Raw genomic sequence first — 14053 nt, forward strand, 5'->3', positions numbered from 1 at the left:
CGTCCGGGGACCCGGCGCCGGGTGCGAGGAGGCGGACCGACCCGGGGGTGAACCGCTTTTGGCGGATTGTCGACTATCCTGCGGCCCCCGCCGCCCCGCGCCCCGTCGCGGTCTGAACCGACACCGCATGAAACCCCTCGCAGAGCTGTTGCGGCACCTGTCGCGTCCCGGAGTCACGGAGCTGACCCTGGCGACCGGCCGCCCGCCGATGATCCGTGGAAGCAACGGCTACGAGCCGGTGGACCCCTCAGCGGTGACGACGGAAGACGTCACCCGCGCGCTGCAGGCCATGGTGGGACTGGCCCGCGCCTCCAGCGTCGCGGAGACGCCGGTGCAGTGGTCCGTCAATGCCAATGGGCTCGGCGCGCTCTCCATCGCCGCCATGAAGCGGGGAGACCTCCTCCACCTGCGGCTGTCCCGGGTGACGGACGCCGCGCCGGCCACCGCCGCGCAGCCCGCCGCCCCGCAGCCCGCCGCCCCGCAGGCGCCCGCCGCCGCGCGCGCTCCAGCGCCGGCACCCGCGGCCCCCGTCGCCCGGCCCGCTCCCGTAGCGGCTCAGGCGCCGGCAGCGGCTCCGGTGCCGACAGCGGCTCAGGCGCCGGCACCGGCGCCGGCGCCGGCCCGAGCCATGCCCCGCGCTTCGAGCGGTGCGTGGCGCGAGCTGGCCGGGCTGCTCGAGGAGGCGCGGAGCCAGCGCGCCAGCGATGTCCACGTGGTGGCGGGCCGCCCTCCCCTGTTCCGACTCTCCGGCGAGCTGCTGCCGCAGGGTGACGTGCTGGACGCGGAGCGTGTGGAGGACCTGCTGCTCCCGGTGGTGCCCGAGCGGCTGCGCGCGGTGCTGGAGCGCGAGGGCAGCTGCGACTTCTCGCTGGAGTCGCCGGAGATGGGGCGCTTCCGCGTCAACGTGGGCCGGCAGCGCACGGGCCTCAAGGGCACCTTCCGCGTGATTGCCCGCGACATCCCCACGCTGGAGTCGCTGGGCCTGCCGACGGACATCGCCAAGGCGGTGCACCACCACCAGGGCCTCATCGTCATCACCGGCCCGTCCGGGCACGGCAAGACGAGCACGCTGACGGCGCTCGTGGACATCATCAACCGCGAGACGACGCACCACGTGCTCACCGTGGAGGACCCGGTGGAGTTCGTCCACCCGCGCAAGAAGGCGCTCATCAGTCAGCGCGAGGTGGGCTCGCACACGAAGACGTTCGCCAGCGCGCTCAAGGGCAGCCTCCGCGAGGACCCGGACGTCATCGTGGTGGGCGAGCTGCGCGACACGGAGACGGTGCGCATGGCGCTGGCGGCCAGCGAGACGGGCCACCTGCTCATCAGCACCATGAACACGCCGAGCGCGGCGAAGACCATCGACCGGCTCATCGACCTCTTCCCGCCCGCGGACCAGCAGCAGGTGCGCCTGTCCCTGTCCAGCGGCCTGCGCCTCATCGTCAGCCAGCGGCTGATGGCGGGCGCGGACGGCAAGGGCATGGTGGCCGCGGCGGAGGTGCTGCCGGGCTCCGTCGCGCTGGGCAACCTCATCCGCGACAACAAGACGTTCCAGATTCCGTCGCTGCAGCAGCGCGGCAAGAGCCTGGGCATCGTCCGCTTCGAGGACTCGCTGGCGGACCTGGTGCGCTCCGGCAAGGTCAAGCTGGAGGTGGCGAAGGGCTTCGCGGACAACCCGGACGAGCTGGAGGCCGTCGTCACCGGCAAGCGCCCCGGCACCGTTTCGGCGCCGGAGACGTCGCAGGACAGCGCGCGGCTGCTCAGCAAGATGGGCTCGCTGATGGGCAGGAAGGGCTCCTGAGATGAACGCCACCCCCCGAATCTCGTCCCTGTTCGACTCGCTGCTGCAGCAGAAGGGCAGTGACTTGCACATGAGCGTGGGCTACCCGCCCCTGGGCCGCATCCGCGGCGAGCTGGTGCCGCTGCGCGAGGCGCCCCTCACCGTGCCGGAGCTGGAGTCGCTGCTCTTCGAGCTCATCAACCCGGAGCAGAAGCGGCAGATTACCGAGGACCTGGACCTGGACTTCGCCTACGGCTACGGCACCAAGGCCCGCTTCCGCGCCAACTACTTCTACAAGATGACGGGCCTGGGCGCGGTGTTCCGCACCATTCCCAGCAAGGTGCTGTCGCTGGAAGACTTGAAGACGCCGGAGGTGGTGCGCAAGCTGGCGGACCGGCGCAGCGGGCTGGTGCTGGTGACGGGCCCCACGGGCAGCGGCAAGTCCACGACGCTGGCGGGGATGATCAACTACATCAACCACACGCGCCCGGCGCACGTCCTCACGATTGAGGACCCGGTGGAGTTCGTCCACGAGTCCCAGAAGGCGCAGGTGACGCACCGGGAGGTGGGCCCGCACGCGTCCAGCTTCGCTACGGCCATCCGCTCGGCGGGCCGCGAGGACCCGAACGTCATCCTCATCGGCGAGCTTCGCACCAACGAGACGATGAAGCTGGCGCTGCAGCTGGCGAGCTTCGGCGTGCTGGTGTTCGCCACGGTGCACACCAACAGCGCGCCGGCCACCATCGACCGCATCATCAACGCCTTCCCCGCCGAGGAGCAGGGGCAGGTGCGCGGCATGCTGGCGGAGAGCCTCGCGGGCATCGTCGCGCAGCAGCTCATCAAGACGGCGGACGGCAAGGGCCGCGTGGCGGCGCTCGAAATCCTGGTGGGCGGCAGCGCCATCGCCTCCATGATTCGCGAGGGCAAGGTGTTCCAGATTGCGTCCAAGATGCAGGCCGGCCAGGGCCAGGGCATGCAGACGCTGGACATGCACCTGGAGCGGCTGGTGAAGGACGGCGTGATTACGCCGGAGGCCGCGCTGGAGAAGGCGCAGGACAAGGAGAACCTCGCCAAGGTCATCTCCCGGCTGAAGCCCGAGTGGGAAGTACCGGAGGCGCTCAAGTCCATCTGAGCGCCCGGTGCTGACGGGGCGGGGCTATACCTCGGTGAACTGCGCGCCCGTCACCCGGGCGCGCTCCAGCGCCTGCTTGATGTCCTCGGAGACGATGAGGGCGATGTCCCACCCCCAGGTGTGGAACACCTTGGCATCTCCCACCTTCGACGGGTCGATGCGCAGCCCGCTGACGGACTTGTAGTCGCCGACGCGTTCGGGTTGCCCGTGCTCTGGCAGCCAGTAACGCACCTCCTCGGACGCCGCGTCATCGATGCAGCGGATGCTCTTCGTAGCCACCAGGATGAGGTACTGGTCCGGCTGCCCCTGGACGTCCACCGGAATGAGCTGCACGTCGTCGGGGGCCAGCTCCGCGAAGATGGACGCCACCCGGACATGGACGATGGAAGCCATGCCGACGCCCGCCGTGCAGTACTCCAGCGGACTGCCCGGCTCGTTGATGGGCATCCTCAGACGGCCCTTGACCTGAACAGGCCGCCCTGCCCTGAAGACATACGGGTCTTCCACTTCCTGGCCCGTCTCATCCAGGGGGTCTCCCAGGTACCAGTACCCGGACCGAACGTTCTCCTTGAGCCTGAAGTAGCGCTTTTTCGACATGGGCGTCCTCTCTACCTCACCTGCTCCGCGTCACCAGAGCGAGGGCGCGGGACAAGGTGCAGACACACCCCTCTGCCGGTGATGAGCATGCCCCTCGGAACCTGCGGGACTACGCTTCCATGCGCGGGTCAGTAGAGTGCGCCGCCGGAAGGAGCACGCACATGAGTGACGCAGGCAAGCCGGCGGTGGTGGGCAGCGTGGGCTGGATGGACCTCACGGTGAAGGACGCCGTGGCGGTGAAGGACTTCTACCGGGACGTGGTGGGCTGGACGGCGACCGGCCTGGACATGGGCGGGTACGAGGACTTCCTGATGATTCCTCCCGGCAGCGAGGCGCCCGCGGCGGGCGTCTGCCACGCGCGGGGCTCCAACGCGGACCTGCCGGGCGGATGGCTGGTCTACATCACCGTGGAGAACCTGGACCGCAGCCTGGAGCGCGTCACCGCCATGGGCGGCAAGCTGCGCAGCCAGGTGCGGTCCGCCGGAGGCATGGGCCGCTTCTGCGTCATCGAGGACCCGTCCGGCGCCGTGTCCGCGTTGTTCGAGGCGGCGAAGAAAGCCTGACGCGCGCTCACGAGTCGTGAGAGGCCTTCGGGTCCTTCTCCGACATGTGGCGGTGGATGGCCGTCTTCGCGGCGTCGGGGAGGACGCGGGAGGAGGCGGCCATGACCTTGTTGGTGAGCGCGCCGGCGACGACCTTGTCCTTGCCCGCCATGAGGGCCTCGAAGCCCTCCTTGGCCACCTGCGCCGGGTCGTCCTTCTCCTGCCGGCCCACGCGGGTGTCGTCCATGCCGGCGCGGTGGAAGAAGTTCGTCTCCGTGGGGCCCGGCATCAGCGCGGTGACGGTGATGCCCACGTCCTTCAACTCGTTGCGCAGCGCCTCCGAGAACGACTGGAGGAAGGCCTTCGACCCGCCGTACACGGCCTCCAGCGGCGCGGGCAGCACGGCGGCGATGGACGAGGTGAAGAGGATGCGCCCCTCGCCCCGCGCCACCATGTCCTTCACCACGCGCTTGGTGAGGTGGACGGCCGAGGTGACGTTGAGCTGGATGAGGTTCAGCTCCGCCTCGAGGTCCGTCTCTCGCGCGAAGTCGCCGCCCACGCCCACGCCCGCGTTGACGACGAGCACGTCCACCGGGCGCCCCAGCTCCTGCGCCTTCTTGTAGAGCTGCTCGACGCCGTCGTACGTGGCGAGGTCCGCCTGCACGGCCTCCACGCGCGCGCCGTCCTTCGACAAGTCGGCGCGGGCATCTTTGATGCCGGCATCCTCGGCGCAGATGAGCAGGTCGAAGCCGTTCTGGACGAACTGCTTCGCCAGCTCCAGGCCGATGCCACTGGAGGCGCCGGTGACGAGGGCCAGGGAACGGGAATCCGGAGCGGTCTTCTTCTTCGTGGCCATGGGTGCGTCCTTCACGGTGCGAAAGGTGGGAGTGCACTCATGGGTGGAGATGGCGCGGCGCATCGGGAAGGCACGCCGCCTCGTGAGTGGAGCGTGCGTCCGGGCTCCGGCCTCCAGCGCGCCTCAGCGGCCCGCGTCACCCGCGGGGAGCGAGTAGACGAGCAGGTGCTGCCACGGCAGGCCGTCGAAGCGCTGCACGCGCACGAAGCCCGCGGCGCCCAGCTCGGCATCCACCTGGGCCACCGACATCTTGTGCTCCTCCTTGATGGGCACGCGCGGGTCCTCGGCGCGGAACTCCACCAGGGCCACGCGGCCGCCCGGGGCCAGCGCGCGCCGGAGCTTCGCGAGCATGCGCTCCGGCTCGGCCAGCTCATGGAAGACATCCACCATCAGCACCAGGTCGAGCTGCCCGTCGGGCAGCCCCGTCTCCTCCGGCTTCGTGAGGACGGGCGTCACGTTGGACAGCCCCGCGGCCTCCACGTTGGCGCGCAGGCGCGACACCATCTCCTCCTGGATGTCCGTGGCCCAGACATGGCCACCGGGCGCCACGCGCCGGGCCAGCCGCACCGTGTGGAAGCCCACGCCCGCGCCCACGTCGGCCACCCGCATGGCCGGCTTCAGCCCGAGGGCGTCCAGCATCACCTCGGGCTGCTCCTCCGCTTCGCGCTCCGCCCGTGTGAGCCAGTCCGCGCCGAGCCAGGACATGGGCTCGGCGGGCACGCGGTTGCGTGCGGGGACGTCGGCAGCGGCGGGGGCTGGAGGAGGCGGGACTGGCGCCTCCCGCCGGCAGGCGAGGACGGACAGGGCCAGCACGAGAGCAAGCAACGGCGAGCGCATGCCGCCTCCCTAACGGCCTGGCGTCAGCGGCGCTCCATGCGGAGCCGCCCGGACCTGCGCCCGGCTCCTCGCCCGTCCCCACCTCCCCGGTTCGTGAGCGCGCTTCAGCCCGTCAGACCCGGGTGGTAGACCCGCTGTCATGGACGAGTCGCGGGACGGACAGGACAGGAAGGCGGCGCACCCGCGGCAGCCGAAGCGGCCCCGGAAGGTGTCGCCGACCTACCTGGAGAACGCCGCGCTCCACTACCTGAAGCGGTACGCGGCCACGCAGAGCCAGCTCCAGCGCGTGCTGCTGCGCCGGGTGGACAAGTCCCTCAAGTTCCACGGCGGAGACCGTGCGGAGGCGCTCGGGTGGATGGACGCGCTCATGGCGAAGCTCATCCGCAACGGGCTCCTCAATGACGAGGCCTACGCGCGGATGAAGGCCACGTCCCTGCGAGCCTCCGGCCGCAGCACCCGGATGATTACCCAGAAGCTCCGGATGAAGGGCGTCTCCGCGGAGCTCGTCGCGAGGAAGGTGGCGGACGCCACGTCCGAGGTCTCCGACGAGGAGGCCGCGCGCATCTGGGCAAGGAAGAAGCGCCTGGGCCCCTTCCGGAAGAACGTGGAGACGCGCGAGGAGAACCGGAAGAAGGACCTCGCCTCCCTCGCTCGGGCGGGCTTCTCCTTCGGCATCGCGAAGAAGGTCATCGACTCGGACCCCGCGTAGCCCTCCGCCCGCGCGGGCGGGCCGCGTGCCCGCGCGGACGCTCCGCTGCAACGCTCGCACGACCAGCCCTCGCCGCACCGTCCGTATCCACAACGGAGTCCCTGCCCTCGCGGGTGGTCGCCGCTGCCCATGGCGCCTGCTCGGCGACCGCCACCTTGGAGACACCGTTGCAGACGTACGACTTGTTCGCCCCCGCCACCGACGCCGAGCGCATGGACCTGTACGCACGCATGCGCGCCGAGCCCGGCCTCTGCCGCATCGAGCCCTTCGGCGCCTACGCCGCCGCCCGCTACGACGACGTGCGCGCCATTCAGAAGGACGCGCAGCGCTTCTCGTCCGAGGCGCTCGCGGTGACGGCCGAGCCCCCGTGGCTCGGGCCCAACCCGGTGGCGCAGTCGCTCGTCACGAGAGACCCGCCGCGCCACACGCAGCTGCGCGCGCTGGTGAGCCGGGCCTTCAACGCCTCGGGCATGGCGCGACTGGAGGCGCAGGTGCGCCACGAGGCCGAGACGCTGGCCGAGGCCGCCGTGCTCCAGCGGGAGGTGGACTTCGTGGATGCCCTCTCCTTCGTGCTGCCGCGAAACATCATCGGCCGCATGCTGGGCCTGGAGCCGTCCACCTTCACCGAGTTCAAGCGCTGGTCGGTGAACATGGGCCTCATCACCTCCGCCACGCCCGAGCAGCACCCCGGCATCCGCGACACCGTGAAGGAGATGGAGTCCTATCTCGGCGACGTCATCGCCGCGCGCCGCCGACAGCCCGGTGACGACATGGTGAGCGACCTGCTCCGCGCGGAGGTGGAGGGCCGCCAGCTCACCAACGCGGAGGTCCTCTCCTTCCTCTTCCTGCTGTTGCCCGCGGGCATGGAGACGACGGCGCAGCTCATCGGCAACGCGGCCATCCTCCTCGCCCGCTTCCCCGAGCAGCTCGAGCACGCACGGACGGACAGGGCGCACATCCCCCGCTTCGTCGAGGAGGTGCTCCGCTACGAGGCTCCAACCCAGTTCGCCTTCCGCGTCGCGGTGACGGACGTGGAGCTGTCCGGCACGAAGGTGCCCGCGGGCAGCTTCGTCATGGGCCTGGTGGGAAGCGCCAACCGCGACGAGCGCGTATTCGAGCAGCCGGACCGGTTCCTCCCCGGCCGGGACAAGGGCACCCAGCACCTCACCTTCGGGCATGGCATCCACTTCTGCCTGGGCGCGCAGCTCGCGCGGATGGAGGCCCGGCTCGCGCTGGAGGCGCTCGTCCCCCGCATCCGTGCCGTGAAGCTCCGCTCGCCGGACATCCAGTGGCTCCCCGGCCTCACCATCCACGGGCCCCGGACGCTCCCGGTGGAGCTCGTCCCGGCCTGACGCCGGAAGCGCCACCACGCGGGAGGACCGGAGCTCCGGCCCCCCACACATCATCACGGCACGGGGTGGCCGAGAAACCGCGCGATGGCGTGGAGCACCTCGTCATCGGCCATCAGCGCCACGTGCTCGGCGCGGCTGTCCAGGCGCTCGAATGGCAGGGGCAGCACGGGCACGGCGCTCGTGGCGAGCACGGAGCCGTCCCCGTCGGCCTTCGTCTCGTCATCCACGTCCACCGCGCCGTCCTTCAACCGGTAGCCGCTCGTGGTGGGCCGTCCCGTGCCGACGACGACGAGCGTCTGGAAGGGAGGCGGCGGCAGTCCCTCGCGCGGCGCCAGCGCATCGGCGAGCGCGCGGCGGGCATCCAGCATGCGGGTGAGCTGCTCGCGGTAGGCCGCGTCCTCGCGCAGCGCGGCCTCCTCGAAGACGCCCCAGCCCCGCGTCCACCACTGCTCCGGCGAATAGGCATCCAGGGCCACGGGCGCGCCCGCCGCGTCCACGAAGAAGTCGCCCCGCCACGGCAGCAGCTGGAAGGAGGACGCGAAGGTGAAGAGGGCCTCGGGGCGGAGCAGCGCCGTGTTCCGTCCGGTGGTGGTGCCCTCGAGCAGGTCGTCGAAGATGCCCGGAGAGCCCCGGAAGGGCGTGCCCACGAACACCACGCGCTGCACGTGCGCGGCGCCCGCCCACGGCTGCGTGCCCGGCTCCGCGCCCCCGTGCAGCAGGCAGTGCAGCGCGACGAGCCCGCCCATGCTGTGCACCACGAGGTTCACCTTTCGCCGTCCCCCGCCCTCGGCCACGAGCTGTTGGATGCGCGCGCACAGCTTCCCCGCGCTCTCGCGCACGTCGCGCCGCCAGTCGTAGCCGAACGCGGTGAAGCCCGGGAGCCGCTCGCGGCCGAACTCCATCACCGGGCGATACACGTCGATGGACGCGAGAAACGGGATGAGCGTGAGCTTCGTCATCGGCCCGTCCGGCACCAGGGGACCGAAGCGGGGCGCGGGGCGCTGTCCCGGAAACGGCAGCGCCAGCGAGCGCTCCCCGCGGGTGACGACATCCCCTGGAGAGAACCACGCGCGCTCGGGCTCCGGGCCCTCCGTGAAGAGGAAGGTGCCCCGGTAGCCGGGCACCAGCACCGTCACCTCCTCCCCGGTGGGCGGAGCCAGGTTCACCCGGGCCACGGAGCAGCCCGTGAGGGCGGTGGCCACCAGGGCCCAGGCGAAGCACCTTCGAAGCAACGTCCTCGGAAGCATGGACGCAGCCTCGGAGGTGCGGAGCGCCGAGGCAAGCGCCGCGCGGGCGAAGTGCCCGCCACCCTGCGGCTACGGCGCCAGGCGGTTGACGCGCCAGACCTGCACGTCCGAGGTGTCTCCCGCGCGCACGGCCGTGGCCAGCACCGGCTGCCCCTCGCCATCCAGCTCCAGGCCGCCCCGTCCGATGAGGACATCCGCGCCGGCGCGCGACACCTCGCCGAGGGCCGTCCACCCGGCTTCGCCGGCATGGCGCACCACCCGCACCTTCGCGGACGTGCCGGCCTCCGTCCACGCCAGCACCGGGTGGCCCTCGCCATCCAGGGTCATCGCCAGCGAGGGAGCACTGGCGGGCGGCGGGGTCACGTTGGGGGGAGAGGGCAAAGGCGACCAGGCGTCCGTGCTGAACCGTTGGAGGCGCACGCGGCTCTCGCTGCCCTCCACCTCGCGCCACGCCACGACGACCCGCCCGAGCGCGTCGACGCGCACGGTGGCCTCGCCGCTGAAGCCGCGCGTCGGAAGGCGGGCGCCCAGGGCCTGCCAGGCCTTCCCCGTCCAGCGAACCACGGCGAGGGCACCGCGTTCATCCAGGTACGCCACCACGGGACGGTCCTCCGCATCCATGGCGAGCGCGGGCAGGCGCTGGTCCTCGTCTTCGTGCGCGCCCGGTATCCGGGGGAAGTCGACCTGGCCCTCGTCGCCAAAGCCCTCGACGAGGATGAAGGCCGGGGGAAGCTGGGCGAGGGCATGAGCGGCGGCGACCACGCCCAGGCCGCGAGGCCCCATCGCCGCGACGGGCGACTCGCAGTGGAAGATGAAGTCGCTCACCAGCGTGTCCTCCGGCGTGTAGAACTCCATGTCGAGGCGCGGGTTCCCCAGGTCACGCACGTCCGAGAACATGATGCGGTCGTCCCTCCCCATGGCGAAGGCGACAGCGAGCGTGCCGGCGCCCTCGCCCACCAGGGGCATCCACGCGCTGCCCGTCCAGCGCGAGGTGCGGGTCCCGTAATAGGAGCTCGTGGAGTCGCTCGCGACGAGGAAGGCCACCGCGGGCCGGCCCGCGGCGTCGAACTGGAGGATGGGGGGCTGGGCGAAGTGGTCCTCCGTCCGCTGTGGCGTGACGACGCCATGCGCGGCCAGCCAGCGGGGCACCGTGAAGGTCCACGGCGTGGGAGGCACCATCTCATTGCCCACGAGGTCCGTCAGGCCCTCCGCCAGGCGCACCTCGGCGCGCGCCGGGGCTTGCAGCGGCTGCGTCGGCGTCACCGTCAGCGCGCGGCCCTCCTGGGCCAGGGCGACGCTCGCCTCCACGCGCTGTCCGTCCACGGACACCAGGACGGAGCCCGGGGTGACGCTGGAGGGAAGGAGGGGCTCGGAGAAGTCCAGCCGGAGGGTGCTGCCCGCGGCCACCTCCGCGTCGGGCGCCGGTGAGCGCCCGGTGAGCGAGGGCGGCGTCCGGTCCACCACCACCGGCTGGCTGTCGCTGACAACGCGCGTCGTGCCGCAGGTGGCGCGGCCGTAGATTTCGTAGGTGCCCTCGGGCACGGACGTCGTGTCCCATTCGAAGGTGTAGGGCGGAGTCAGTGTCGCCAGCTCGATGCCCCTGCGCACCACGTCCACCCGGTCCACCTGCCCGGAGACGGCGAGCGCCACCGACACCACGCCCCGCGTCGTCACCGGCCCCGTGGGGGCGAGGAGCGTCACGGACAGGCCCGTGGCGTCGCAGCCGGAGGGCGTCGGGTCCGGCGTCGGCGTCGGCTCCGGCGCGGGCTTGGAGCCGCCGCCACAAGCGACGAGGACGAACAGGGACACGGCCAGCAGGAGTTTGGAGGTCATGGGCGAGGGGCGCTCGGAAGGGGAACGGCCCCTCCGGCCTCGGGTCGCACGAAAACACGGCTCGGGCCCCCGCGTCAGGAAGCAGTGAGGCTGGCGTCCCTGGCGGGGAAACGGGGGTCCCCTTGGTCCACGGCGACGACAAGATTCATGAGATGGCCCGGAGCCTGCTGCCCTCCACCGGACGCAAGGGGGCGCGCAAGGCGAAGGCGGCCATCAGCCGGAGCACCCGTCACTCCGTCCGCGGACGCATGCATCGGCTCGTCCGCGCCCCGGAGCTCGCGGACGACTGTCCCGACCTCGACGAGGACTCCACGCTCGAGCTGCGCCATGTCGTGTGGCGGCGCCGTGCGCGTGACAAGGTCAATCCCTTCCAACGCTGGGCCCGTGCCCTCACCGAGCACCTGCCGCGTGACGAGCGCCTGTCGCACGTGCGAGGCGTCCTCCCCGAGGGCCTCATCGGCGAGCACGCGCTGAGCCACCTGCGCTGGGACACGCACTTCGAGAGCACCGTGGAGCGGGAGCTTCGCGAGGCGAGCCAGCGGGCCCTGCGGCTCCAGCGGCGGTGGCAGGCCCCGGAGCTGGACCGGGGGCTGCTCGCGACGCTCCTGCGCCAGCTGCTGCTGCTGCCCGGAGGCCAGCGGGCCTTCAACGACCACCTCAAGCGCGCCTGCGCCATGACCCGGACCCTCGAGCGCGGGCATGACGGAAGGCGACACCACGTGCTGCACGGACGCGGTCCCATCCGTCTGCTGCTGGGCACTCACGACGTGGGGGCCTTCCTGGCCGTGCTGACCCGCCCCATCTGGGGCGCGGCGCCAGCGGACGTCCCGCCCATGCTGGCGGAGGCGCGCAGGGCGGCGCATGACTTCCTGCGCGCCTTCCACGAGCAGCGCGGGGACCTTGCCGCCACGCTCGCGGCGCTCCCCGTGCCGTACCTGTTCCGGTGAAGCAGCGCACGGAAGGCGCCTCTCGCCGCCTGCCTGCTCCTCCTGGAATGCGGCGCCAGCGTCTGCTTTCGCTCGACGCCCGTCCAAAACAGCCGTTCACATTCTCGCCCAGGAGGCCCTGTCGATATAGGACGGGGCGCACGGTCGCCCATCACCAGAATGAGGCGCAGCATGAACTTCCAGGCCAGGGTCCTCCTCATCGACGACGACGTGGACCTCCTCGAAATCTACACGTGGGCCCTCGAGGAGCTGGGCTGTGCGGTCATCGCCGCCCATGACGGCCAGGAGGGGCTGGAGCAGGCCCTGGAGGCGCGGCCCGACCTCATCATCACCGACGTGTGCATGCCGCGGATGACCGGGCTGGAGCTGTGTCACCGGCTGCGTGCCGACGAGCGCCTGCGAAGCACGCCGCTCATCCTGCACAGCAGCGAGCACGCCATGCTCGCTCCGCGCGGTGAGGTCTTCCTGCACAAGGACGGTGACCTGTCGCGCTTCCTGGCGCAGGTGATACGCAGCCTCGGCGGAGGACGGGACGACCCCACCTTCGCCTCCGTCGCCTGACATCCCGGGCACCGGAGGCTCACTCACGGCAGCCCGGCCAGCAGGCAGGCCGCCGTGTAGCAGTCCCTACAGGAAGTCCATGCCTACTGCTTCCGGGGACCCGGTTGCAGCGGCAGGCGCACTTCGAAGGTGGCGCCGCGTCCGGGCTCGCTGGAGACGTGGATGGCCCCGCCGTGGGCGTCGACAATCTGCCGCACGATGAAGAGGCCCAGCCCCAGGCCGCCGTGGTGGCGCGCGGAGGCGGCGCGCTCGAACTTGTCGAAGATGCGCGGCAGCGCCTCCGCCTCGATTCCCATGCCCTCGTCGCGCACCACCAACCGTGCGGCCCCGGCGTCGCCCGTGACGTCCACGTGGATGGGACGGCCCTGGCCGTACTTGAGCGCGTTGCCGAGCAGGTTCTCCACCACCTGCTCCAGCCGGCCCGCGTCCCAGCGGCCGAGGACGCCCGGCGCAAGCGCCAGCACCAGACGGGAGCCGCTCCGCTGCACGTCCGAAGCGGAGCGCTCCGCCACGGCCGCCACCAGGTCCGACAGGGAGACCTCCGACAGCGCGAGCTGCAAGCGGCCCCGGGACAGTCGCGTCACGTCCAGCAGGTCCTTGATGAGCCCGGCCAGCCGCCGCACCTGCCTTCGCGCCACCTCCACGTGTCCCCGCACCGCGTCCGGTGCCAGCGCTCCGCCGTCAGCCAGTCGCTGCAGGCTGGACAGCTTGAGGGACAGCGGGGTCAGCGGGGTGTTCAGCTCGTGGCTGGCGATTTGAAGGAACTCATCGCGGACGCGGACGGCCTCGCGCAACTCCGCCTCCACGTTCTTCAGGCGTGTCACGTCGCTGAGGGTTCCGCGGACGAGCGTGGCCCGCCCGGACGCATCCCTCGCGAAGACATGGCCCGTGCAGGCCAGCCAGTGGATGGAGCCGTCCGCGTGGACCACGCGGAAGTCGACCTCATAGTCGTCCGGTCCGCCGGGTGCGCAGGACTCCTGGATGGCGCGGTCGGCCGCCGGCACGTCGTCCGGATGGGTGGCGCTGGTGAAGCAGTCGTAGGTCCAGACCGGCTGCCACGGCAGGCCGTAGAGGCCGTCGTGGTTCTCCGTCCGCGTCATCTGCCCCGCGACGAAGTCATACTCCCAGACGGCGACCTGCGCGGCCTGGGTGGCCAGCCGCAGCCGCTCCTCGTTGCGGCGCACCGACGCGTCCACCCAGACCTCGTCGAGTGTCGCCACCCAGCCGTCGGGGCGGCCCTCGGCGCCGGGCACGGGCACGGTGCGCACGAGGACGCGCGTGTAGCGCCGCGTCGGGCGCAGGAGGCGGCACTCGACTTCGTACGCGGTGCCCGAGACCTGGGCTTCGTCCCACGCGCGGTCCGCGGCTGGACGGTCCTCGGAGTGGATGGCGTCACGCCAGCCGTGTCCCTCCGCCTCTTCCGGGGACTGGCCTGTAAAAGAGCACCAGCGCGGGCTGGCGTCCGCCAGCGCGCCATCCGGGGTGAGGAGCCAGACGATGCGGTGGGTGGCCTCGGCGATGGCGCGCACCGTCGCGTACGTCGGTGGCTCCGGGGTGGGCTCTCGTCGCAAGGCGGAAATCCTCATGCCCCGCTCCGAAGCGCGGGCCACGGGCCCCGCCTGTCACGGGAGCCCTACCCGTAACAGGACTGCCGGAAGCC

At 71.6% G+C, this 14053-nt stretch carries 13 protein-coding genes; 7 read left to right on the top strand and 6 right to left on the bottom strand.

Translation table 11 applies throughout. The features are described from left to right. Nucleotides 1–127: 127 nt before the first annotated feature. Nucleotides 128–1801: a type IV pilus twitching motility protein PilT gene (locus ACX9TP_RS43290; RefSeq protein WP_482976552.1), complete on the top strand. Its 1674-nt coding sequence runs from the start codon at nucleotides 128–130 to the stop codon at nucleotides 1799–1801. A gap of 1 nt (nucleotide 1802) precedes the next feature. Beyond that, the gene (locus ACX9TP_RS43295) at nucleotides 1803–2912 is read left to right on the top strand and encodes a type IV pilus twitching motility protein PilT (RefSeq protein WP_482976553.1); all 1110 of its coding nucleotides are present in this window, start codon (nucleotides 1803–1805) and stop codon (nucleotides 2910–2912) included. Nucleotides 2913–2936: 24 nt separating this feature from the next. On the opposite strand, the gene ACX9TP_RS43300 is transcribed toward ACX9TP_RS43295, so the two are convergent. Next, entirely contained in the window at nucleotides 2937–3509 is a 573-nt protein-coding gene (locus tag ACX9TP_RS43300) for an imm11 family protein (RefSeq protein ID WP_482976554.1), read from the bottom strand. Nucleotides 3510–3670: 161 nt separating this feature from the next. Between ACX9TP_RS43300 and ACX9TP_RS43305 the strand changes: the two genes are divergently transcribed. Next, nucleotides 3671–4072 carry a VOC family protein gene (locus ACX9TP_RS43305; RefSeq protein ID WP_482976555.1) on the top strand — a complete coding sequence of 134 codons (402 nt, stop codon included), beginning with the start codon at nucleotides 3671–3673 and terminating at the stop codon, nucleotides 4070–4072. Nucleotides 4073–4079: 7 nt separating this feature from the next. Here the strand turns inward: ACX9TP_RS43305 and ACX9TP_RS43310 are convergent, their stop codons facing one another. Beyond that, complete coding sequence (locus tag ACX9TP_RS43310; RefSeq protein ID WP_482976556.1) at nucleotides 4080–4907, bottom strand: SDR family NAD(P)-dependent oxidoreductase; 828 nt, start codon at nucleotides 4905–4907, stop codon at nucleotides 4080–4082. A 123-nt stretch (nucleotides 4908–5030) separates the two neighbouring features. After that, on the bottom strand, nucleotides 5031–5744 hold the full coding sequence (locus ACX9TP_RS43315) for a class I SAM-dependent methyltransferase (RefSeq protein WP_482976557.1): 714 nt from the start codon (nucleotides 5742–5744) through the stop codon (nucleotides 5031–5033). Nucleotides 5745–5883: 139 nt separating this feature from the next. Here ACX9TP_RS43315 and ACX9TP_RS43320 point away from each other — a divergent pair, with 139 nt between their 5' ends. Continuing rightward, nucleotides 5884–6453, top strand: a complete 570-nt coding sequence (locus tag ACX9TP_RS43320) for a regulatory protein RecX (protein ID WP_482976558.1) — start codon at nucleotides 5884–5886, stop codon at nucleotides 6451–6453. Nucleotides 6454–6620: 167 nt separating this feature from the next. After that, a complete protein-coding gene (locus ACX9TP_RS43325) occupies nucleotides 6621–7805 on the top strand; it encodes a cytochrome P450 (protein ID WP_482976559.1) in 1185 nt (394 codons plus the stop codon). 53 nt (nucleotides 7806–7858) lie between these two features. Here ACX9TP_RS43325 and ACX9TP_RS43330 read toward each other — a convergent pair whose 3' ends face one another. Together ACX9TP_RS43330 and ACX9TP_RS43335 are read right to left on the bottom strand one after the other, a co-directional pair. Beyond that, nucleotides 7859–9052 (bottom strand): alpha/beta hydrolase, encoded by a 1194-nt coding sequence (locus tag ACX9TP_RS43330; protein WP_482976560.1) that lies wholly within the window; start codon nucleotides 9050–9052, stop codon nucleotides 7859–7861. Nucleotides 9053–9121: 69 nt separating this feature from the next. After that, on the bottom strand, nucleotides 9122–10885 hold the full coding sequence (locus ACX9TP_RS43335) for an Ig-like domain-containing protein (protein ID WP_482976561.1): 1764 nt from the start codon (nucleotides 10883–10885) through the stop codon (nucleotides 9122–9124). Nucleotides 10886–11037: 152 nt separating this feature from the next. Here ACX9TP_RS43335 and ACX9TP_RS43340 point away from each other — a divergent pair, with 152 nt between their 5' ends. Then, nucleotides 11038–11832 carry a hypothetical protein gene (locus ACX9TP_RS43340; protein WP_482976562.1) on the top strand — a complete coding sequence of 265 codons (795 nt, stop codon included), beginning with the start codon at nucleotides 11038–11040 and terminating at the stop codon, nucleotides 11830–11832. Between the two features lie 171 nt (nucleotides 11833–12003). Further along, the gene (locus ACX9TP_RS43345; RefSeq protein WP_482976563.1) at nucleotides 12004–12393 is read left to right on the top strand and encodes a response regulator; all 390 of its coding nucleotides are present in this window, start codon (nucleotides 12004–12006) and stop codon (nucleotides 12391–12393) included. An 83-nt stretch (nucleotides 12394–12476) separates the two neighbouring features. Here the strand turns inward: ACX9TP_RS43345 and ACX9TP_RS43350 are convergent, their stop codons facing one another. Next, nucleotides 12477–13979, bottom strand: a complete 1503-nt coding sequence (locus tag ACX9TP_RS43350) for a sensor histidine kinase (RefSeq protein WP_482976564.1) — start codon at nucleotides 13977–13979, stop codon at nucleotides 12477–12479. Between the last annotated feature and the right edge of the window lie 74 nt (nucleotides 13980–14053).

This window comes from Pyxidicoccus sp. M15 (assembly GCF_056858435.1).

Bases quoted from the DNA above. Each gene is read 5' to 3' on its own strand.
- ACX9TP_RS43290 (WP_482976552.1), top strand. From the start codon at position 128: ATGAAACCCCTCGCAGAGCTGTTGCGGCACCTGTCGCGTCCCGGAGTC.
- ACX9TP_RS43295 (WP_482976553.1), top strand. From the start codon at position 1,803: ATGAACGCCACCCCCCGAATCTCGTCCCTGTTCGACTCGCTGCTGCAG.
- ACX9TP_RS43300 (WP_482976554.1), bottom strand. From the start codon at position 3,509: ATGTCGAAAAAGCGCTACTTCAGGCTCAAGGAGAACGTTCGGTCCGGG.
- ACX9TP_RS43305 (WP_482976555.1), top strand. From the start codon at position 3,671: ATGAGTGACGCAGGCAAGCCGGCGGTGGTGGGCAGCGTGGGCTGGATG.
- ACX9TP_RS43310 (WP_482976556.1), bottom strand. From the start codon at position 4,907: ATGGCCACGAAGAAGAAGACCGCTCCGGATTCCCGTTCCCTGGCCCTC.
- ACX9TP_RS43315 (WP_482976557.1), bottom strand. From the start codon at position 5,744: ATGCGCTCGCCGTTGCTTGCTCTCGTGCTGGCCCTGTCCGTCCTCGCC.
- ACX9TP_RS43320 (WP_482976558.1), top strand. From the start codon at position 5,884: ATGGACGAGTCGCGGGACGGACAGGACAGGAAGGCGGCGCACCCGCGG.
- ACX9TP_RS43330 (WP_482976560.1), bottom strand. From the start codon at position 9,052: ATGCTTCCGAGGACGTTGCTTCGAAGGTGCTTCGCCTGGGCCCTGGTG.
- ACX9TP_RS43335 (WP_482976561.1), bottom strand. From the start codon at position 10,885: ATGACCTCCAAACTCCTGCTGGCCGTGTCCCTGTTCGTCCTCGTCGCT.
- ACX9TP_RS43340 (WP_482976562.1), top strand. From the start codon at position 11,038: ATGGCCCGGAGCCTGCTGCCCTCCACCGGACGCAAGGGGGCGCGCAAG.
- ACX9TP_RS43345 (WP_482976563.1), top strand. From the start codon at position 12,004: ATGAACTTCCAGGCCAGGGTCCTCCTCATCGACGACGACGTGGACCTC.
- ACX9TP_RS43350 (WP_482976564.1), bottom strand. From the start codon at position 13,979: ATGAGGATTTCCGCCTTGCGACGAGAGCCCACCCCGGAGCCACCGACG.